The following is a 19,225-nucleotide window of genomic DNA, read 5'->3' as shown; positions in this document are numbered from 1 at the left end:
GGGCGCATGATGCGCCCCGTTCAGGTGGAAAGAAAGATCAGCCTTTGCCGACCGTCTTTTCCTTTTTCTCGGCGATTTCCTTGCAGTCGAAGCACAGGTCGGCGGTAGGGCGGGCCTCCAGGCGACGCAGGCCGATCTCGATGCCGCACGATTCGCACCAGCCGTACTCATCGGCCTTGATCTTCTCGAGGGTCTTGTCGATTTTCTTGATCAGCTTGCGTTCGCGATCGCGGTTGCGCAGCTCCAGGGCGAATTCTTCTTCCTGGCTGGCACGGTCGGCCGGGTCGGGGAAGTTGGCTGCTTCGTCCTTCATGTGATCCACAGTGCGGTCGACACTTTCCATCAAGTCTCGCTTCCAGGCGCCGAGAAGCTTGGTGAAGTGCTGTTTCATGGGCTCGCCCATGTACTCTTCACCCTTGGTTTCTACGTAGGGCTCGACACCGTACATGGTCTGGGCTTTTTGCTTTTCTACGGTGGACATGAATAGACCGCCTCTCACTCATCTGATCCAATGCGCAGGCTGCTCCATCTCCGGCACCCGCCGGCCCTGCGACTGCGAGCCGCCGAACTTACCAGATAGATCGGGGGTGCGCTACCCCGCCCGATCCTGGTAATTGACAGCGGCGCGAGCCGCACGTTCGGTGGCGTGCAGAGGTAGAATCTCCAGTTTAGACCCAATTGAGAGAAGGTCATGGCCCACCCCTACAGTGCGCGCAGCCGCGCCATCGAACCCTTCCACGTCATGGCGCTGCTGGCCCGGGCCAACGAGCTGCAGGCGGCCGGGCACGACGTGATCCACCTGGAAATCGGCGAGCCGGACTTCACCACGGCCGCGCCCATCGTTGCCGCCGGCCAGGCAGCATTGGCCGCCGGGCACACCCGCTACACCGCCGCACGCGGCCTGCCGGCACTGCGCGAAGCCATTGCCGGGTTCTATGGCCAGCGTTACGGCCTGAGTGTCGACCCTGAACGCATCCTCATCACCCCGGGTGGCTCCGGTGCGCTGCTGCTGGCCAGCAGCTTGCTGGTAGACCCAGGCAAGCACTGGCTGCTGGCCGACCCAGGCTACCCGTGCAACCGCCACTTCCTGCGCCTGGTCGAGGGCGGGGCGCAGCTGGTGCCGGTGGGCCCGGACGTGAATTACCAGCTGACTGCCGACCTTGTCGACCGCTACTGGGACAAGGACACGGTTGGAGCCCTGGTCGCCTCGCCGGCCAACCCGACCGGCACCGTGCTGGGGCGTGACGAGCTGGCCGGCCTGTCCCGCGCCACCCGCGAACGGCATGGCCACCTGGTGGTGGACGAGATCTACCACGGGCTGACCTATGGCATGGACGCCCCCAGCGTGCTGGAAGTGGACGACTCTGCATTCGTCCTGAATAGTTTTTCCAAGTATTTCGGCATGACCGGTTGGCGCCTCGGCTGGCTGGTGGCGCCTCCTGGCGCGGTGGCCGACCTGGAGAAGCTGGCACAAAACCTGTACATCAGTGCGCCCAGCATGGCCCAGCATGCCGCGCTGGCGTGTTTCCAGCCCGAGACCCTGGCCATTTTCGAGGAGCGCCGCGCCGAGTTCGCCCGCCGCCGCGACTACCTGTTGCCTGCCCTGCGCGAACTGGGCTTCCGCATTGCCGTCGAGCCGCAGGGGGCGTTCTACCTGTATGCCGACATCAGTGCCTTTGGCGGTGACGCGTTCGCCTTCTGCCGGCACTTCCTGGAGACCGAGCACCTGGCCTTCACCCCCGGCCTGGACTTCGGCCGTCACCTGGCCGGCCACCATGTGCGCTTTGCCTACACCCAGAGCCTGCCGCGCCTGGAAGAGGCGGTGCAACGGATCGCCCGCGGCCTGCGGAGCTGGCAAGGCTGATGCAATTCCATCCCCCACTCGAACAGGGACGCCTGCTGCGCCGCTACAAACGCTTTCTGGCGGATATCGAACTGCCCGGCGGCGAACAACTGACCATCCACTGCCCCAACACCGGTTCCATGCTCAACTGCATGCTTGAAGGCGGGCAGGTGTGGTTCAGCCGCTCCAACGACCCCAAGCGCAAGCTCCCGGGCACCTGGGAAATCAGCGAAACCCCGCAGGGGCGGCTGGCCTGTGTGAATACCGGGCGGGCCAATACGCTGGTCGAAGAGGCCTTGCGTGCTGGCATCATCGCCGAACTGTTCGGCTTCAGTGCTCTAAGGCGTGAAGTGGCCTACGGCGAGGAAGGCAGCCGCATCGACTTTCGTCTGGAATTCGACGGTGCCCCGGCCTATGTCGAGGTCAAGAGCGTGACCCTGGGCTACCCAGACAGCACGGTCGCGGCCTTCCCTGATGCGGTGACCCAGCGTGGTGCCAAGCACCTGCGCGAGCTGGCGAAGCTGGCCAGGCAGGGCGTGCGGGCGGTGCAGCTGTATTGCGTGAACCTGACCGGTATCGACGCGGTGCGCCCGGCGGAGGAAATCGATGCGGCCTATGCCCAGGCCCTGCGCGCGGCGGTGGCGGACGGGGTGGAGGTGCTGGCCTACGGCACGCGCCTGGACGCCGAAGGCATCGTCATCGACCGCCGCCTGCCGGTGCTGCTTATCCCTTGAACCAGATGCCCTGGCTGTCCTCGTGGCAGCCCAGGGCCTGCAGTTGCTCGCCCTCGCACGGCCCGGCCACGCATTCGCCGCTTTCGATCAGGAACAGCGCGCCATGATGGGCGCAGTGAATCAGGCTGGCGCTGTCATCGAGAAACGCATCTTCCGCCCAGTTCAGCGGGATGCTGCGGTGCGGGCAACGGTTGCGGTAGAGGTACACCTGGCCCTGGCGGCGTACGCCGAACAGTTCGATGCCGTCTACGCTGAAGGCGCGGCTTTGGCCTTCGGCCAGGCCGTGGGAGGTACAAAGGAAGTGCATGGCAAGGATGACTCGTGAAACAAGTGGTGGCTTGACGCATCAATGCGAATAATTATCAAATTGCCCGCATTCGCTGCGCCCGGCTGCTTATGGTGCGCAGTTCCGTCGCCCGCCACAAGGCGCGCGGCCCGCCTGCAGAAGGAACCCGATGATGCGCCGTCCCGTCGCCTTGCTCGCCCTGTGCGCGAGCCTTGTGCTCTCCACCCAGGCCCCGGCGGCCGAGCTGCCGCAGCGTTGGGTCAGCGCTGGTGGGGCACTGAGCGAATGGATCAGCGCGCTGGGTGGTGAAGCGCGGTTGGTGGGTGTGGACACCACCAGCCAGCATCCGCCATCGCTGAAGTCACTGCCCAGTGTCGGCTACCAGCGGCAGCTGTCTGCGGAAGGCATTCTCAGCCTGCGCCCGGATGTGCTGGTGGGCACCGAGGAAATGGGGCCGCCACCGGTATTGGCGCAAATCCGCAAGGCTGGCGTGCGGGTCGAACTGTTCTCCAGCAAGGCCGAACTGGCGGCGGTGGATGAAAACCTCAAGCACCTGGGGCAGTTGCTGGGCGCAGAACAGCAGGCCGCGGTCCTGGCATCGGGCTACCACCAGCAGCTCGATGCCTTGCAGGCCAAGGTCAGGCAGGCCCGGGCGGAGCAGAAGGCGCCAGGGGTGTTACTGCTGGTCGGGCATGCCGGGGCCAAGCCGCTGATCGCCGGGCAGGGTACTGCCGGTGACTGGCTGCTGAGCCAGGCAGGCGGGCGCAACCTGGCAGAACATCAGGGCTACAAGAATTTCTCCAGCGAAGCACTGGCGGCGCTGGACCCGGATGTGATCGTGTTTTCCGACCGGGCGCTGGCCGATGAGCAGGCCTTGCAGGCGTTGCTGAAAGAAAACCCCGCGCTGGCGGCCTCGCGCGCCGTGCGCGAGAAGCGCCTGGTATCGCTTGACCCGACGCTGTTGGTCGGCGGGCTCGGGCCACGCCTGCCGGCAACACTGCAGTTGCTTGCGGCCACCTTCTACCCGGCTGCCAAGGCCAGCCTCGCCCAATGAAGCAACGTGTCCAGCCACGCACGCTGTTCGTTTGCCTGAGCCTGTTGTGCCTGCTGGCGGTGTGGTTGTCTTTGGCCCTGGGGCCGGTCAGCCTGCCGCTGTTCGATACCCTGCGTGCCGGCCTGCGCCTGCTGGGGCTGCCCGTTGCCGCTGATGGCCTGCAGCAGGCCGAGATGATCCTCGGCCAGATCCGCCTGCCACGCACCTTGCTGGGGTTGGCGGTGGGCGCGGTGCTGGCGTTGTCCGGTGTGGCCATGCAGGGGCTGTTCCGTAACCCACTGGCCGACCCCGGGCTGGTAGGGGTTGCCGCCGGGGCGGCGGTGGGCGCGGCGGTGGCCATCGTTGGCGGCAGTTGGCTGGGCGGCATGCCGGATGTGCTTGCCCCTTACCTGTTGTCGCTGTGTGCTTTCATCGGCGGGCTGGGCGTGACTGCGCTGGTCTATCGTCTGGGGCGGCGCAATGGCCAGACCAACGTCGCCACGATGCTGCTGGCCGGTGTGGCCATGACCGCGCTGGGTGGTGCTGCCGTGGGGTTGTTCTCCTACCTGGCCGACGACGCCACGCTGCGCACGCTGACGTTCTGGAACCTGGGCAGCCTCAATGGTGCCAGTTACCAGCGGCTGTGGCCGTTGCTGCTGGTGGCTGCTGGCGTGGCAGTGTGGCTGCCACGCCGGGCCAAGGCGTTGAATGCCATGCTGCTGGGTGAGTCGGAGGCGCGCCACCTGGGCATCGATGTGGAGCGGCTCAAGCGCGAGCTGGTGTTCTGCACGGCGCTGGGCGTGGGTGCGGCGGTGGCGGCTGCCGGGTTGATCGGTTTCATCGGCCTGGTGGTACCGCACCTGGTGCGCTTGCTGGCCGGGCCTGATCACCGTGTGGTGCTGCCAGCTTCCTTGTTGGCGGGCGGTGTGCTGATGCTGTTCGCCGATTTGGCGGCGCGGCTGCTGCTGGCGCCTGCCGAGCTGCCGATCGGCATCGTCACGGCCTTTATCGGTGCACCGTTTTTCCTGTTCCTGCTGATACGAGGGCGCAGCTGATGTTGCAAGCCGAGGGCCTGTACTTGCGGCGGGGCAGCAACGAAGTGCTGCATGACATTCATTTGCAGCTGAGCCCGGGGCAGGTGGTGGGCGTGCTCGGCCCCAACGGTGCCGGCAAGAGCAGCCTGCTGGGTGTACTGTGTGGTGAGCTGGCGCCCGATCGCGGATGGGTGACGCTACAGGACAGGCCGCTGGCCAACTGGGCCGGGCAGGAACGGGCCAGGCGCCTGGCGGTGTTGCCGCAGGTGTCCAGCCTAGGGTTCTCGTTCCGGGTCGAGGAAGTGGTGGGCATGGGGCGCATGCCCCATGGCACCGGGCAGCGGCGCGATGCGGAAATCGTCGAAGCGGCCTTGCGGGCGGCGGATGCTTGGCACCTGGTGGAGCGCAGTTACCTGGCGTTGTCTGGCGGCGAGCGGCAACGGGTGCACCTGGCGCGGGTACTGGCGCAGCTGTGGCCGGGCGAGGCGGGTAGCACGCTGCTGCTCGACGAGCCAACCTCGATGCTTGACCCGTTGCACCAGCACACCACCCTGGAAGCCGTGCGCCGCTTTGCCGACCGTGGCGCCGCGGTGCTGGTGATCCTGCATGACCTGAACCTGGCGGCGCGCTACTGTGACCGTATCCTGCTGCTGGAACAGGGGCGCTGCCATGCCTTTGCCGCACCCGAAGCAGTGCTGACGCCGGCGGCGTTGAAGGCGGTATACGGGATCGATGTACTGGTACAGGCGCACCCGGAGCGTGGGCATCCGCTGATCATCACCCGTTGATGTGGGGATTCAAGACGCCGAGGCGTGCACGATTTTCGTGGGAGCGGCCTTGTGTCGCGAAAGGGCCGCAAAGCGGCCCCGGATTTTCAGCAGGTGATGCACAAATTGCTGGGGCTGCTCCGCAGCCCTTTCGCGACACAAGGCCGCTCCCACAAGAGCCGGTGCAGGCCTATACATTGTTGAATGACATGGAGGTGCTGCCCATGCGACATCCGCTGCTGTCCGCTTTCTCGCTGTGCCTGGTGCTGGTACTGGGTGGCTGCCAGGCCAGCCTGCCACCGCTGCCCGCCTGGCAGAGCAGTGAGGGGCGCAGCCATGCCGAGCTGGGGCATATCGTCGATCTCGCCGATGGCCAGCTGATCAGCCCTGAGCAACTGGTGCAGCGCCTGTCTGCCGCCCCCCGGGTGCTGGTCGGCGAGAAGCACGACAACCCCGACCATCACGCACTGCAGCTGTGGCTGCTGCGCGCCCTGCAAGGCCAACGTGTGCAGGGCAGCCTGCTGCTGGAAATGCTGCAGCCCGAGCAGCAACCGCTGCTGGACAAGCTTGCGGGGCAACCTTTGCCGGCAGACCTGTCCAAGGCCCTGGCATGGCAGGACGGCTGGGATTGGCAGCTGTACGGGCCAATCGTGACTGAGGCTTTGCAGCAGCGGGTGCCTGTGCTGGCCGCCAACCTCTCGCCCGGCGAGATGCGCCAGGCCTATCGACAGCCAGCTTCGTTACCGGGCGAAAGGTCCAATGCGCCGACGGTCAAGGCCGCCTTGCTGGAGCATGTGCGTGCCGGGCATTGCGGGATGCTGCCAGAAAGCCAGTTGCCGGCGATGCTGGCCGTGCAGCAGCAGCGCGACCGGCGCATGGCCGAGCGCTTGCTGGCGGCGCCGCAGCCGGCACTGCTGCTGGCCGGGGCTTATCACGTGCGCAAGGACCTGGGTGTACCGTTGCACCTGGCTGACCTGCAAGCGCAGGGGGAGAGCAAGGTGCTGCTGTTGGCAGAGGTCGGTGAGCAGGTCGAGGCAGGCGAGGCTGATTTTGTGTGGTACACGGCAGCGATGCCGGAGCAGGACTATTGCGCGCAACTGCGGTGATAGGGCTGCAAAGAGGCAAAAAAAGACCCGGCAAATTGCCGGGTCAATAACCGTGATTAGCCTGATGAGGAGATAATCTGAGAGTCCGAACCAGGGGCTCTTAGCTTATCCAACCAGTCTCGCGACCAGTTGTGATAATCATAACGATTCTCATTTCGTCGTCAATCCCCTTCCCGAAATTATTTCTGATTTTTTTGCGCAGGGCTTTTCGCATCCAGTTGTTGGTTGAGCGCTTCTTTACGCTCCAGCGGCAAATCGTTCCAGTGCATGTCCAGCAGGGCGCCTTCAATGGCATACAACAGCACCTTCGATGCGCGGAACCCCCGTGTCTTCACGGCCTGGTACGCACCCACCGCGCCCAGGCGGCGCAGATCCGATGCACTGTGGATGCCGGCTGCATGCAGCCACTGCGCAGAGGTCTTGCCAAGGTTCTTCAGATGCTGCAATTCATCGTTCATCGAGCCTCCTTGCGATGGCTGAACGGGGATTGGGGGATAAATCGCGAGCAGGTCAGAGAGGAGTGTAGCGGGGGATGGGAAATGCGCGGCCTTTTGCCATAGGGGACGACGAGATGTCCTGTGCCGGCCTCTTCGCGGGTAAACCCGCTCCCACAAGGTTATCTGCAAGCCTCACGACTGACGCAGTACCTGTGGGAGCGGGTTCACCCGCGAATAGGCCGGCCCAGGAAATCGCTGACCTTACAGCCCAGGCAAGCGCTGGCGAATCTGCTCGATCACCTGGTCCATGCTCCCGGCACTCTGGGTATCGACGCGGGTGCTTTGCACCTGCTCTTGTGCACTCAGCGGCTCACGGCTGGCCTGCTGGGCCTTGACAACTTCCAGGGTGGCATCTGACGGGTCGGTGTTTTCTGCCCGGCGCTGCTCCAGCCAGCTGGCGATGACCGCATCCGGCGCATGGCAGTCGAGGATCAGGAACGGCACGCCCGTCTCGCTGGCGATGTCCGCTGCGGCCTGGCGCTGATCACGCTTGAGGTAGGTGGCATCCAGCACTACCGGGAAGCCGGCTCGCAGCACGGTCGCCGCCACCTCGTGCAGGCGCTGGTAGGTCGCGACATTGGCGTCCTGGTCATAGATGCCGGTACTCAGCTGGCCAGCGTCAGCCTGCTGCTGTTCGCCGAACAGGCGTTTGCGCTCCACATCCGAACGCACGCGGACCGCACCCAGGGCCTCGACCATGCGCATGGCCACGTGGCTTTTGCCCACTGCCGAAACACCGTGGGTAATGGCCAGCAGGCGCGACGGGATGGCGCTGTAGCTTTCTGCCAGGTTGGCATAGTTGCGGTAGGTGCGCAGGGTGGTGGCGCGCTGCACGCCATCGGCATCGGCTGGCATGCTGAACAGTGCAACCTTGGCCCGCACCAGCGCGCGGTAGGCTTTGTAGAAGTTGAGCAGTTCCAGGCCTTCGTAGTCGCCGGTCAATTCCAGGTACTGGCTGATGAAGCGGCGGGCCAGGCATTTCAGGCCGCGGTCTTCCAGGTCCATGGCCAGGAAGCCGGTGTCGGCATACACGTCGGTCAGACGGAACGGTTCGTTGAACTCGATGCAGTCGAAGATCACCACCTTGCCGTCGATCAGGGTGGCGTTGCCCAGGTGGATGTCACCGTGGCATTCACGGATGAAACCATTGGCCTTGCGCTTTTCCAGCAGGCCATGCAGGCGCTCGAAGCTGCTGCGTGCCCAGGCCTGCAGGGCGTCGAGTTGCTGCAGGTCGGCCTTGTCGCTGAGGAACGGGCGAATCTGCTCGAAGTTCTGTTCCACCGGCGCCATCACGCTGTCCGGCGTGCCGAGCGGGTGCTCCACCGGAACGCGTGGGGCCTGCAGGTGGAACTCGGCGATCTGCCGGGCCATCTGGTCGATGTGCGCGGCGTTCAGCTCGCCATTGGCCTGCAGGGTATTGAGCATCTGCCCCTGGGGGAACTGGCGCATCTTCAGCACGTACTCGATGGCTTCGCCTTCACCACCGATCTGCGGCGCGTCGACGCTACCGGTGATCGGCAACACTTCCAGGTACAGGCCGTCGGTCAGGCGCTGGTTCAGGCGCAATTCTTCGTTACAGAAATGCTGGCGCTGGTCCAGGCCGGTGAAGTCGAGGAAGCCGAAATTCATCGGCTTCTTGATCTTGTAGGCATACTCGCCAGTGAGCAGGACCCAGGAGATATGCGTCTCGATGAGCTGGAACCCATCCACGGGGTGAGGGTACAGGGCGGGGTTCTGCAACGCAGTGATAAGGGCTTGGCTCACGGGAAATCCTTCCGGGGGCAGGGAATTCGAATGCGCCATTATGGTCAATGGTGCCGTCCCTGCCTACCGCCGGGGGCGTCTGCCCAGCCTTTATAAAGTGCGTATAATCCGCCGCCATGACCCGAACCCGAAATCCCCGTACCCCTCAGAAACGCCCGACCGGCCGCTCCCGTGCCTGGCTGGGCTGGGCTTTGAAGCTCAGCCTGGTCGGCCTGGTGATCGTTGCCGGCTTCGCGGTTTACCTCGATGCCGTCGTCCAGGAAAAGTTTTCCGGCAAGCGCTGGACCATCCCGGCCAAGGTGTATGCCCGGCCGCTGGAGCTGTTCTCCGGCCAGAAGCTGAGCAAGAACGACTTCCTCACCGAGCTGGACGCGCTCGGCTACCGGCGTGAAAGCGCGGCCAACGGCCCGGGCGCGGCGGCAGTCAACGGCAACACCGTCGAGCTCAATACCCGTGGCTTCCAGTTCTACGAGGGCATGGAGCCGGCGCAGTTCGTGCGTGTGCGCTTCTCCGGCGATTACGTGGCGGGCCTTTCCGGCGCCAACGGCAAGACGCTCGACGTAGTGCGCCTGGAGCCGCTGATGATCGGCGGCATCTACCCGAAAAACCTCGAAGACCGCATCCTGATCAAGATCGACCAGGTACCGCCGTACCTGCTCGAAACCCTGGTGGCGACGGAAGACCGCGATTTCTACAGCCACTTCGGGGTGTCGCCCAAGTCCATCGCCCGGGCCATGTGGGTCAACACCTCGGCAGGTTCCATGCGCCAGGGTGGCAGTACCCTGACCCAGCAGCTGGTGAAGAATTTCTACCTCACCAGCGAGCGCAGCCTCAGCCGCAAGCTGACCGAGGCGATGATGGCCGTACTGCTGGAGCTGCACTACGACAAGCGCGAGATCCTCGAGGCCTACCTCAACGAGGTGTTCGTCGGCCAGGATGGCCAGCGTGCTGTGCACGGCTTCGGCCTCGCCAGTCAGTTCTTCTTCAGCCAACCGCTATCGGAGCTGAAACTGCACCAGATCGCCTTGCTGGTGGGCATGGTCAAGGGGCCGTCCTACTACAACCCGCGTCGCTATCCGGACCGCGCCCTGGCCCGCCGCAACCTGGTACTCGACCTGGTGGCCGAGCAGGGCGTGGCCAGCCAGGCAGAAGTCGATGCAGCGAAGAAGATGCCGCTGGGCGTGACCAAGCGTGGCAGCCTGGCCGACAGCTCGTTCCCGGCGTTCCTCGACCTGGTCAAGCGCCAGTTGCGCCAGGACTACCGCGATGAAGACTTGACCGAAGAAGGCCTGCGCATCTTCACCAGCTTCGACCCGATCCTGCAGATGAAGGCCGAAACCTCGATGAGCGAGACCTTCAAGCGCCTGGCGGGCCGCAAGGGGGCGGACGAGGTGGAGTCGGCGATGGTCGTGACCAACCCGGAAACCGGTGAAGTGCAGGCGCTGATCGGCAGCCGCCAGGCCGGTTTCGCCGGCTTCAACCGCGCCATCGATGCCGTGCGGCCGATCGGCTCGCTGGTCAAGCCGGCGGTCTACCTGACCGCGCTGGAGCAACCGACCAGGTACACCCTGACCAGCCTGGTGCAGGACGAGCCGTTCTCGGTCAAAGGTGCCGACGGCCAGGTCTGGCGCCCGCAAAACTACGACCGCCGCCCGCATGGCACCATCTACCTGTACCAGGGGCTGGCCAACTCCTACAACCTGTCGACTGCCAAGATCGGCCTGGATGTGGGCGTGCCCAACGTGATCAAGACCATTGGCAGGCTGGGTGTGAATGTCGACTGGCCAGCCTTCCCGGCCATGCTGCTGGGTGCCGGCGGCATGTCACCGATGCAGGTCGCGACCATGTACCAGACCATCGCCAACGGCGGCTTCAACACCCCGATGCGCGGTATTCGCAGCGTGCTCACCGCCGAGGGCGAGCCGCTCAAGCGCTACCCGTTCCAGATCCAGCAAACCTTCGACCCGGGGGCCATCTACCTGGTGCAGAACGCCATGCAGCGGGTGATGCGCGAAGGCACCGGCCGCTCGGTGTACAACACTTTGCCGCGTAATCTCACCCTGGCGGGCAAGACCGGTACCAGTAACGATTCGCGCGACAGCTGGTTCTCCGGTTTCAGCCAGGACCTGCTGGCCGTGGTATGGATGGGCCGTGACGATAACGGCAAGACGCCATTTACCGGTGCCACAGGTGCCCTGCAGGTGTGGACCAGCTTCATGAAGAAGGCCGACCCGCTGCCGCTGGACATGCCGCAACCGGACAACGTGGTGCAGGCCTGGATCGACCCGTACAGTGGCCATGGGTCTGATGGCAGCTGTCCGGGAGCGGTGCAGATGCCGTATATTCGCGGCAGTGAACCGCCCGCCGGCGCGACCTGTGGCGGCGAGCAGGATCCAGTTGAGTCGGTCATGGACTGGGTCAAGGGCTGGATGAATTAAGCACAGGCTGCATTGATGAGGTGTGACGTGAACAAGTGGCTGTTTCCTGCCGTGACGGCGCTGGCTGTGCTCCAGGGGTGCGCCAGCGTCCCGCGCGGCAATATTCCGGTGGTCGACTCGAGCACCCGCGTGTCCAACAGCGAACGCGTGACGGCCAACCGCTCTGCGGGTGGCTATAACGCGGGCACCGCGCAGGCGCAAACACTGCCTGAAGACTCCGGCGTCACCGTGATGATCCCGCAGGGCGCTGGCGCTTCGGGCATCCAGACGTTCCCGGCGGCCAATGGCGCGGCGCCGATCAGCACCTCGCCGATCACCCCGGGCCCGATTACCACAGGGCCGGTCACTTCGGCACCGATGACTACCAACCCCAACCCGATCGCCGACGAACCCTTCGACATCGCGGCGATGAATAGTGCCCCGCAAACCACCAGCGCGCCAACCGGTATCCCGCGTAGCAGTGCCGCAGCAGGTGGCCTGTCGGCCGACGAGCAGCTGGACGGCCCGGTGCTGGCGCTGCTGACCACCGCGAAGACCCAGCAGGGCAGTGGCGACTTCAACGGTGCTGCCTCGAGCCTGGAGCGTGCCCAGCGCATTGCACCGCGCGAGCCGCAGGTGCTGTACCGCCTGGCCCAGGTGCGCCTGTCGCAAGGTGATGCGCCGCAGGCCGAGCAGCTGGCGCGTCGTGCCCTGACTTACGCCAATGGCCGCCCGAGCCTGCAGGCCGAGCTGTGGAACACCATCGCCCAGGCCCGCGAGAAGCAGGGTGATAACGCCGGCGCCGCACTGGCCCGGCAGAAGGCACGGGTCAATTCGTGATGATTGAACAGCGCATTCTGGATATTGCCGACCACCTGCTGCTGATCGAGCGTGAGCTGCAGGTGCAAGGCTGGTGGGATGACGAGCCGCCAAGCGACGAGGCACTGGCCAGTACGGTGCCTTTCGCTGTCGATACCCTCAGTTTCGAGCAGTGGCTGCAATGGATCTTCCTGCCGCGCATGAAGATCATAGTCGAGCTGGGCCACCCGTTGCCCAACGCCTCCGGCATCCTGGTCATGGCCGAAACCGTGTTTACCGACCGGCCAGAGCAAAGTCGTGAGCTACGCCGCCTGTTGGCAGCATTTGACCAATTGATTGCTCCTTCCGCCTGATTTCTTCAGTTTTTCCTTCAAGGGCCGCAGATTGTGGCCCTTTTTTGTGGAAATCTTATTTATTCTGCTGCTGAAGCGATTTTTAGTGGTGGCAGGAATTCATCTTGGGGAAAAATTGGCAATAATTTTTCTTGACTTGTTGGCGCCGAATCAGAAGAATCCAATCTCCGCTGTAGAGGGACTGCCAGAAGCAGACCCGCTAAGCAGATCATGAGGCGCACACCCGCGCCGACCTGTTACACCCCGCAACGCGTTACCTCGCGCTGGGTGGGAAAACCCCGCAACACTCTGGGGCGCTCCCAATACTTGCTCAGTCAGTGCTGACGTTCGCTCATGCTCTGCTTGGCAGTAAACCTATTAAGACCCGTCCAGTGAGGGCGGTATTCTGGCGTTTTAGAGGTGAACAACGTGGAGCTTTTATCTGGCGCTGAGATGGTCGTCCGCTTCTTGCGTGACGAAGGCGTTAAGCACATCTACGGGTACCCTGGTGGTGCTCTCCTGCATGTTTACGACGCGCTGTTCAAGGAACCGGAAGTCGAGCACATCCTGGTTCGTCATGAGCAGGCAGCTACCCATATGGCGGACGGTTACGCCCGCGCCACCGGCAAGGCCGGCGTGGTGCTGGTAACCTCCGGCCCGGGCGCGACCAATGCCATTACCGGTATTGCCACCGCCTACATGGACTCGATTCCGATGGTCATCCTGTCCGGCCAGGTGCCTAGCACCATGGTGGGTACCGATGCCTTCCAGGAAACCGACATGATCGGTATTTCGCGGCCGATCGTGAAGCACAGCTTCATGATCAAACATGCCAGCGAAATCCCCGAAGTTCTGAAAAAAGCATTCTACCTGGCGCAATCCGGTCGCCCAGGTCCGGTCGTGGTCGACATTCCAAAAGATATGACCAACCCGGCCGAGAAGTTCGAATACGTCTACCCGAAAAAGGTCAAGCTGCGCTCCTACAGCCCGGCGGTACGCGGCCACTCCGGCCAGATCCGCAAGGCTGCCGAGATGCTGCTGGCGGCCAAGCGCCCGATCGTCTACTCCGGTGGCGGCGTGATCCTCGGTGGTGGCTCCGAAGCCCTGACCGAAATCGCCAAGTCGCTGAACCTGCCGGTCACCAATACCCTGATGGGTCTGGGTGGCTTCCCGGGTACCGACCGCCAGTTCCTCGGCATGCTCGGCATGCACGGCAGCTTCACTGCCAACATGGCCATGCACCATGCCGACGTCATCTTCGCCGTCGGTGCCCGTTTTGACGACCGCGTGGTCAACGGCCCGGCCAAGTTCTGCCCGAACGCCAAGATCATCCATATCGATATCGACCCGGCGTCGATCTCCAAGATGATCAAGGCCGACGTGCCGATCGTCGGCCCGGTCGACAGCGTGCTCAGCGAAATGCTCGGCATCCTCAAGGAAATCGGCGAGCAGCCTGACAAGGCGGCGCTGGATGCCTGGTGGAAGCAGATCGACGAATGGCGTGGCAATGGCGAGCTGTTCCCTTACGACAAGGGTGACGGCAATGTCATCAAGCCGCAGAAAGTCATCGAGACCCTGTGCGAAGTGACCAATGGCGATGCCTTCGTCACCTCCGACGTGGGCCAGCACCAGATGTTCGCGGCGCAGTACTACCGCTTCAACAAGCCGAACCGCTGGATCAACTCCGGTGGCCTGGGCACCATGGGCTTCGGCTTCCCGGCGGCGATGGGCGTCAAGCTCAACTTCCCGGACCAGGACGTGGCCTGCGTGACCGGCGAAGGCAGCATCCAGATGAACATCCAGGAGCTGTCCACCTGCATGCAGTACGGCCTGCCGGTGAAGATCGTCAACCTGAACAACGGTGTGTTGGGCATGGTCCGCCAGTGGCAGGACATGGCCTACAACGGTCGTCACTCGCACTCGTACGTCGAGTCGCTGCCTGACTTCATCAAGCTGGCCGAGGCCTATGGCCATGTGGGTATCCGCATCACCAGCCTGAAGGACCTCAAGCCGAAGCTGGAAGAAGCGTTTGCGATGAAGGACCGCCTGGTGTTCATCGACATCGCGGTTGACCGCAGTGAGCACGTCTATCCGATGCAGATCAAGGATGGCTCGATGCGTGACATGTGGCTGAGCAAGACGGAGCGTACCTGATATGCGGCATATCATTTCCCTGCTGCTGGAAAACGAACCAGGTGCGTTGTCCCGCGTGGTCGGCCTGTTCTCCCAGCGCAACTACAACATTGAAAGCCTGACCGTGGCGCCGACCGAAGACCCGACCCTGTCGCGTCTGACGCTGACCACCGTTGGCCATGACGAAGTGATCGAACAGATCACCAAGAACCTGAACAAGCTGGTCGAAGTGGTCAAGCTCGTCGACCTGTCGGAAAGCGCACACATCGAGCGTGAACTGATGCTGGTCAAGGTCAAGGCCACCGGTGCCCAGCGCGCCGAGATCAAGCGCACCACGGATATCTTCCGTGGCCAGATCGTCGATGTGACTGCCAGCGTGTACACCGTGCAGCTGAGCGGCACCAGCGACAAACTGGACAGCTTCATCCAGGCGATCGGCACTGCATCGATTCTCGAAACCGTGCGCAGCGGCGTTACCGGCATTGCCCGTGGCGACAAAGTGCTCAGCATCTAAATTCAAAAATTAGCGATGGCTCCGCAGGGGCCGAGATATAACCAGGGGTATTTTCATGAAAGTTTTCTACGATAAAGACTGCGACCTTTCCATCATCCAGGGTAAGAAAGTCGCCATCATCGGTTACGGTTCCCAGGGCCACGCTCAGGCGTGCAACCTGAAGGACTCCGGTGTAGATGTCACCATCGGTCTGCGTAAAGGTTCGGCCACCGTTGCCAAGGCAGAAGCCCATGGCCTGAAAGTGACCGACGTTGCCTCTGCCGTCGCTGCTGCCGACTTGGTCATGATCCTGACCCCGGACGAGTTCCAGGGCCAACTGTACAAGCAGGAAATCGAGCCGAACATCAAGAAGGGCGCTACCCTGGCCTTCTCCCATGGCTTCTCGATCCACTACAACCAGGTTGTTCCACGTGCCGACCTCGACGTGATCATGATCGCGCCGAAGGCCCCGGGCCACACCGTTCGCTCCGAGTTCGTCAAGGGCGGCGGTATCCCTGACCTGATCGCCATCTACCAGGACGCCTCCGGCAACGCCAAGAATGTTGCCCTGTCGTACGCTTCGGGCGTAGGCGGCGGCCGTACCGGCATCATCGAAACCACCTTCAAGGACGAGACCGAAACCGACCTGTTCGGTGAGCAGGCTGTTCTGTGCGGCGGTACCGTAGAGCTGGTCAAGGCCGGTTTCGAAACCCTGGTCGAAGCTGGCTACGCGCCGGAAATGGCCTACTTCGAGTGCCTGCACGAACTGAAGCTGATCGTTGACCTCATGTACGAAGGCGGCATCGCCAACATGAACTACTCGATCTCCAACAACGCCGAGTACGGTGAGTACGTAACCGGTCCGGAAGTCATCAACGAAGAATCCCGCAAGGCCATGCGCAACGCCCTGAAGCGCATCCAGGACGGCGAGTACGCGAAGATGTTCATCTCCGAAGGTGCTACCAACTACCCATCGATGACCGCCAAGCGCCGCAACAACGCCGCTCACGGCATCGAAATCATCGGCGAGCAACTGCGCTCGATGATGCCGTGGATCTCGGCTAACAAAATCGTCGACAAGACCAAGAACTAAGTCTTATCGAAAGATGAAAAACGCGGCTTCGGCCGCGTTTTTTCGTTCTGACAGTCAGCTTCTGGTATAAAGCAGACCAGTGGCCTGCCGTCAGAACCTGTTTTGCAGGCCCGTGTCGAACATTTTCCATCCTGTTGCAAGGTACCCTCCATGAGCGAACGTCCCGAAGAGCCGAACAAGCCCTCCGACGCCGAAAGCCTGCTACCTGTCGATGAGCACGTTGAAGAAGGGCATGACGCCGAAGGGCGCAAGGTGCGCCATCGTGGCATCTACCTGCTGCCCAACCTGTTTACCACCGCCAACCTGTTTGCCGGTTTCTATTCCATCATCAGCTCGATGAGCGCGCAGAGCGCCCTGAGCGCCGGTGACCCGCGCGAGGCGAGCAAGTACTTTGCCTTCGCTGCCATCGCCATCTTCGTGGCCATGGTGCTCGACGGCCTCGATGGCCGTGTCGCGCGCATGACCAACACCCAGAGCGCCTTTGGTGCCGAGTACGACTCGCTGTCGGACATGGTCGCCTTCGGTGTGGCTCCGGCCTTGCTGGCCTTTGGCTGGGCGCTGGGCGACATGGGCAAGGTCGGCTGGATGGTCGCCTTCATCTATGTGGCCGGTGCAGCACTGCGCCTGGCTCGCTTCAATACCCAGGTCGGCACCGCCGACAAGCGCTACTTCATCGGCCTGGCCAGCCCGGCTGCCGCGGGCGTGGTCGCGGGTACCGTGTGGGCGTTCAGCGACTACGGCATCCAGGGCTCCAAGCTGTCGTTCCTGGTGGCGCTGCTGGTGGCTGCTGCCGGCATGCTGATGGTCAGCAACATCAAGTACAACAGCTTCAAGGAGCTGGACCTCAAGGGCCGTGTACCGTTCGTGGCTATCCTGGCCGTGGTGCTGGTGTTTGCCGTGGTGTTCAGCGACCCGCCGCGTATCTTGCTGCTGATCTTCCTCGCCTATGCGGCTTCGGGGCCGATCCAGTTCCTGCTCAAGGCACGCCGTCGTAAAGCGTGACAATCATTTAATGCAGGAATAACCCGCCGGCTCCATAGTCTTACTGGTACATCCGTTATCCAGTGCTGTGGAGCCGCTCATGCTCATCAAGCTTCCTAGGTCTTCCGAGTGCAAGGCGTCGGAGATCACCCCCGAAGGCATCTACCTCTCCCGTCGTACCCTGCTGGGTGGCTCGTTGGCCGGCCTGGCCTTGGGTGCCTTGCCGAGCATGGCGCGCGCAACTGAAGCCAGCCGTTACGCCGATGTCGAGGCGGGCAGGGCGCCTGGCTGGTTCAGTGAAAAGCTCGCGGCCACTCGATGGCAGGCAGTAACGGTAAAGGGTGAGGCAATCACGCCGTTCAAGGATGCCACCCACTACAACAACTTCTACGAGTTCGGGCCCGACAAGGGCGACCCGGCGGCCAATGGCGACAGCCTGAAAACCGAACCGTGGAGCGTTGTGGTCGATGGCGAAGTGGGTAAGCCCGGGCGCTATGCACTGGAAGACTTCGTCAAACCGTACCAGCTTGAGGAGCGCATCTACCGGCTGCGTTGCGTGGAGGCGTGGTCGATGGTCATTCCGTGGCTGGGCTTCCCGTTGGCGCAGGTGCTCAAGCAGGTCGAGCCGACGTCCAAGGCGCGCTATGTGCGCTTCGAAACCCTGAAAGACCCGGAGCACATGCCGGGGCAGCGTTCGGGGTTCGCCTTGATCGACTGGCCTTATAGAGAAGGCTTGCGTCTGGATGAGGCGATGCATCCTTTGGCGATCCTGGCGGTCGGCATGTACGGCCGGGAGCTGCCCAACCAGAATGGCGCGCCGTTGCGGCTGGTGGTGCCGTGGAAGTATGGCTTCAAGAGCATCAAGTCGATCGTGCGTATCAGCCTGGTGGCCGAGCAACCGGGCACCACCTGGGAAGGGCTGGCGCCGGATGAATATGGTTTCTATGCCAATGTGAACCCGACGGTCGACCACCCTCGTTGGAGCCAGGCGCGTGAACGGCGGCTGCCCAGCGGTCTGTTCAGTCCCAATGTGCGGGAAACCCAGATGTTCAATGGCTATGCCGATGAAGTGGCGTCGCTGTATACCGGGCTCGATCTGCGGAAGAACTATTGATGCGTTACCCTTGGTTTCGTCTGGCCATCTTCATCGTGGGGTGCCTGTTCCCGGTCTGGTGGTTGTATGAGGCGGCGATGAATCTGCTAGGGCCTGACCCTGGCAAGATCATGATGGACCGGCTTGGGCTCGGGGCGCTGACCTTCCTGCTGGTTACCTTGGGCATGACGCCGCTACAGAAGCTGACGGGATGGTCGGGCTGGATCGTGGTGCGCCGGCAACTGGGGTTGTGGGTGTTTGCCTATATCGTGCTGCACATCCTGGCTTACCTGTTCTTTATCCTTGGGCTGGACTGGGGGCAGCTGACGGTTGAGTTGCGCAAGCGGCCTTACATTATTGTGGGTGCGCTTGGGTTTCTTGGGTTGCTGGCCCTGGCGGTTACCTCGAATCGGTATAGCCAGCGGCGGTTGGGTGCGCGTTGGAAGAAGCTGCACCGGTTGGTGTACGTGATACTTGGGTTGGGGTTGCTGCATTTCTTGTGGATCGTGCGCTCGGATCTGCGGGAGTGGGCGATCTATGCGTTTATTGGGGCTGTGTTGATGGTGTTGCGGGTTCCCGCGGTTTCGCGGGTGCTGCCCAGGGTTGGTCGGAGGCAGGGAAGGGTGGTTTGAGCATTATTTCAATTTCTTGAAATTAAAGGTTGACGCCCTTTCGAATCCCCTTATAATGCGCCCCACTTCCAGCGGCGCCGGAACGACAAACTCCTTGAGATTCAATGAGTTAGATAGTTGAAGCGAAGTTGAAAGGGCTACGATCAAATGATCGACAGCGGTTGAGAT

At 62.9% G+C, this 19,225-nt stretch carries 19 protein-coding genes; 15 read left to right on the top strand and 4 right to left on the bottom strand.

Annotation, left to right across the window (positions count from 1 at the left end):
• Positions 1-37: 37 nt before the first annotated feature.
• Positions 38-481: an RNA polymerase-binding protein DksA gene (gene dksA, locus B2790_RS00330; protein WP_046613112.1), complete on the bottom strand. Its 444-nt coding sequence runs from the start codon at positions 479-481 to the stop codon at positions 38-40.
• 210 nt (positions 482-691) lie between these two features.
• Here dksA and B2790_RS00325 point away from each other — a divergent pair, with 210 nt between their 5' ends.
• Together B2790_RS00325 and sfsA are read left to right on the top strand one after the other, a co-directional pair.
• Positions 692-1,864, top strand: coding sequence for a pyridoxal phosphate-dependent aminotransferase (locus B2790_RS00325; RefSeq protein WP_075046415.1), 1,173 nt, complete (start codon positions 692-694; stop codon positions 1,862-1,864).
• Positions 1,864-2,577: a DNA/RNA nuclease SfsA gene (sfsA, locus tag B2790_RS00320; protein ID WP_075046414.1), complete on the top strand. Its 714-nt coding sequence runs from the start codon at positions 1,864-1,866 to the stop codon at positions 2,575-2,577. The genes B2790_RS00325 and sfsA overlap by 1 nt, the downstream gene beginning before the upstream one ends.
• On the opposite strand, the gene B2790_RS00315 is transcribed toward sfsA, so the two are convergent.
• The gene (locus tag B2790_RS00315; protein ID WP_025340682.1) at positions 2,567-2,884 is read right to left on the bottom strand and encodes a Rieske (2Fe-2S) protein; all 318 of its coding nucleotides are present in this window, start codon (positions 2,882-2,884) and stop codon (positions 2,567-2,569) included. The two genes, sfsA and B2790_RS00315, sit on opposite strands and share 11 nt — an antisense overlap.
• 148 nt (positions 2,885-3,032) lie before the next feature.
• Here B2790_RS00315 and B2790_RS00310 point away from each other — a divergent pair, with 148 nt between their 5' ends.
• The 4 genes from B2790_RS00310 to B2790_RS00295 all read left to right on the top strand — a co-directional run bounded on the left by B2790_RS00310 (position 3,033) and on the right by B2790_RS00295 (position 6,803).
• Positions 3,033-3,917 carry a heme/hemin ABC transporter substrate-binding protein gene (locus B2790_RS00310; protein ID WP_075046413.1) on the top strand — a complete coding sequence of 295 codons (885 nt, stop codon included), beginning with the start codon at positions 3,033-3,035 and terminating at the stop codon, positions 3,915-3,917.
• A 50-nt stretch (positions 3,918-3,967) separates the two neighbouring features.
• Complete coding sequence (locus B2790_RS00305; RefSeq protein WP_286918123.1) at positions 3,968-4,951, top strand: FecCD family ABC transporter permease; 984 nt, start codon at positions 3,968-3,970, stop codon at positions 4,949-4,951.
• On the top strand, positions 4,951-5,718 hold the full coding sequence (locus B2790_RS00300; RefSeq protein ID WP_286918011.1) for a heme ABC transporter ATP-binding protein: 768 nt from the start codon (positions 4,951-4,953) through the stop codon (positions 5,716-5,718). The genes B2790_RS00305 and B2790_RS00300 overlap by 1 nt, the downstream gene beginning before the upstream one ends.
• Before the next feature lie 203 nt (positions 5,719-5,921).
• Complete coding sequence (locus tag B2790_RS00295) at positions 5,922-6,803, top strand: ChaN family lipoprotein (RefSeq protein ID WP_286918010.1); 882 nt, start codon at positions 5,922-5,924, stop codon at positions 6,801-6,803.
• 179 nt (positions 6,804-6,982) lie between these two features.
• Here the strand turns inward: B2790_RS00295 and B2790_RS00290 are convergent, their stop codons facing one another.
• The gene (locus B2790_RS00290; RefSeq protein WP_013974260.1) at positions 6,983-7,261 is read right to left on the bottom strand and encodes a TfoX/Sxy family protein; all 279 of its coding nucleotides are present in this window, start codon (positions 7,259-7,261) and stop codon (positions 6,983-6,985) included.
• 240 nt (positions 7,262-7,501) lie between these two features.
• Positions 7,502-9,064: a bifunctional aminoglycoside phosphotransferase/ATP-binding protein gene (locus tag B2790_RS00285; RefSeq protein WP_286918009.1), complete on the bottom strand. Its 1,563-nt coding sequence runs from the start codon at positions 9,062-9,064 to the stop codon at positions 7,502-7,504.
• Between the two features lie 116 nt (positions 9,065-9,180).
• Here B2790_RS00285 and mrcB point away from each other — a divergent pair, with 116 nt between their 5' ends.
• The 9 genes from mrcB (at position 9,181) to msrQ (ending at position 19,057) form a co-directional block, all read left to right on the top strand.
• Positions 9,181-11,502, top strand: a complete 2,322-nt coding sequence (mrcB, locus tag B2790_RS00280) for a penicillin-binding protein 1B (RefSeq protein WP_085591736.1) — start codon at positions 9,181-9,183, stop codon at positions 11,500-11,502.
• 15 nt (positions 11,503-11,517) lie between these two features.
• A complete protein-coding gene (locus tag B2790_RS00275) occupies positions 11,518-12,321 on the top strand; it encodes a tetratricopeptide repeat protein (RefSeq protein WP_075046409.1) in 804 nt (267 codons plus the stop codon).
• Entirely contained in the window at positions 12,321-12,653 is a 333-nt protein-coding gene (locus tag B2790_RS00270; protein ID WP_137162437.1) for a YqcC family protein, read from the top strand. Before B2790_RS00275 ends, B2790_RS00270 begins: the two co-directional genes overlap by 1 nt.
• A gap of 408 nt (positions 12,654-13,061) precedes the next feature.
• Positions 13,062-14,786 carry an acetolactate synthase 3 large subunit gene (locus B2790_RS00265; RefSeq protein ID WP_015271834.1) on the top strand — a complete coding sequence of 575 codons (1,725 nt, stop codon included), beginning with the start codon at positions 13,062-13,064 and terminating at the stop codon, positions 14,784-14,786.
• A gap of 1 nt (position 14,787) precedes the next feature.
• Positions 14,788-15,279 carry an acetolactate synthase small subunit gene (ilvN, locus tag B2790_RS00260; RefSeq protein WP_003250040.1) on the top strand — a complete coding sequence of 164 codons (492 nt, stop codon included), beginning with the start codon at positions 14,788-14,790 and terminating at the stop codon, positions 15,277-15,279.
• Between the two features lie 55 nt (positions 15,280-15,334).
• Positions 15,335-16,351, top strand: a complete 1,017-nt coding sequence (ilvC, locus tag B2790_RS00255) for a ketol-acid reductoisomerase (protein ID WP_013974255.1) — start codon at positions 15,335-15,337, stop codon at positions 16,349-16,351.
• Positions 16,352-16,501: 150 nt separating this feature from the next.
• A complete protein-coding gene (gene pssA, locus B2790_RS00250) occupies positions 16,502-17,353 on the top strand; it encodes a CDP-diacylglycerol--serine O-phosphatidyltransferase (protein ID WP_003250045.1) in 852 nt (283 codons plus the stop codon).
• 79 nt (positions 17,354-17,432) lie between these two features.
• Entirely contained in the window at positions 17,433-18,446 is a 1,014-nt protein-coding gene (gene msrP / locus B2790_RS00245) for a protein-methionine-sulfoxide reductase catalytic subunit MsrP (protein WP_286918008.1), read from the top strand.
• Positions 18,446-19,057 (top strand): protein-methionine-sulfoxide reductase heme-binding subunit MsrQ, encoded by a 612-nt coding sequence (msrQ, locus tag B2790_RS00240; protein WP_075046405.1) that lies wholly within the window; start codon positions 18,446-18,448, stop codon positions 19,055-19,057. Before msrP ends, msrQ begins: the two co-directional genes overlap by 1 nt.
• The last annotated feature ends 168 nt before the right edge of the window (positions 19,058-19,225 follow it).

Source organism: Pseudomonas sp. UBA6753, assembly GCF_002453565.1.
Classification (GTDB): Bacteria; Pseudomonadota; Gammaproteobacteria; order Pseudomonadales; family Pseudomonadaceae; genus Aquipseudomonas; species Aquipseudomonas putida_Z.
The sequence above is the reverse complement of the archived record's forward strand: the minus strand, read 5'-3'. Positions and strand labels throughout refer to the sequence as shown.